Genomic DNA, 555 nt, shown 5'->3' with positions numbered 1-555 from the left:
CTTCTAGACTCCTTTCACCACCGATCACCACCGATCACCACCGAACGTGCTTGAAGCCCCGCCCTCCCCAAGGAGCCCTCTTTGGCCTGCGACCTGTGGCTGGTACCGCTCGTGGACGTGCTGTGCCACACCCCCGACAACCCGTTCGCCGAGGAACTCGCGCAGTACAACAAGGTGCTCACCGAGAACGGGCTTCCGCCGGTGCCGGTGTACCAGTACATGCCCGGTCTGTCCGGGGAGGTGGCGCCGGTGGCCGGCTTCGACTACGACGCGCTGCACTTCCTGCGCCGCGCCTACCTCCTGCAGGTCTGCGGTCTGCCGCTGACCCCGGTCGACGATCTGGGCGGCGACTACGAGCAGTTGCTGGAGATGTTCGAGACGACCGCCCAGCAGTCCCACCTGGTCTGGCACTACGACCACGCCGGCGCCTACGTCCCCCTCGACTTCCCGCACCCCCTGTCCAACGACGAACTCCTCGCCGGCGGCGGCCCCCTCGGCTCCTCCCAGACCCTCCTGCGCGAGCTGGAGTACGTCGCCCCGTCCCTGGGCATCGAC

1 protein-coding gene is annotated in these 555 nt (G+C 67.9%); it reads left to right on the top strand.

What is annotated here, in order from left to right:
* Nucleotides 1-81 precede the first annotated feature (81 nt).
* The coding region (locus C1I97_RS38605) for a hypothetical protein (RefSeq protein ID WP_111007421.1) at nucleotides 82-555 on the top strand (474 nt) is incomplete at its 3' end.

The organism is Streptomyces sp. NTH33 (assembly GCF_003236365.1).
In the GTDB taxonomy this organism is placed as follows: Bacteria; Actinomycetota; Actinomycetes; order Streptomycetales; family Streptomycetaceae; genus Streptomyces.
This window is presented reverse-complemented; position numbering and strand designations above follow the sequence as displayed.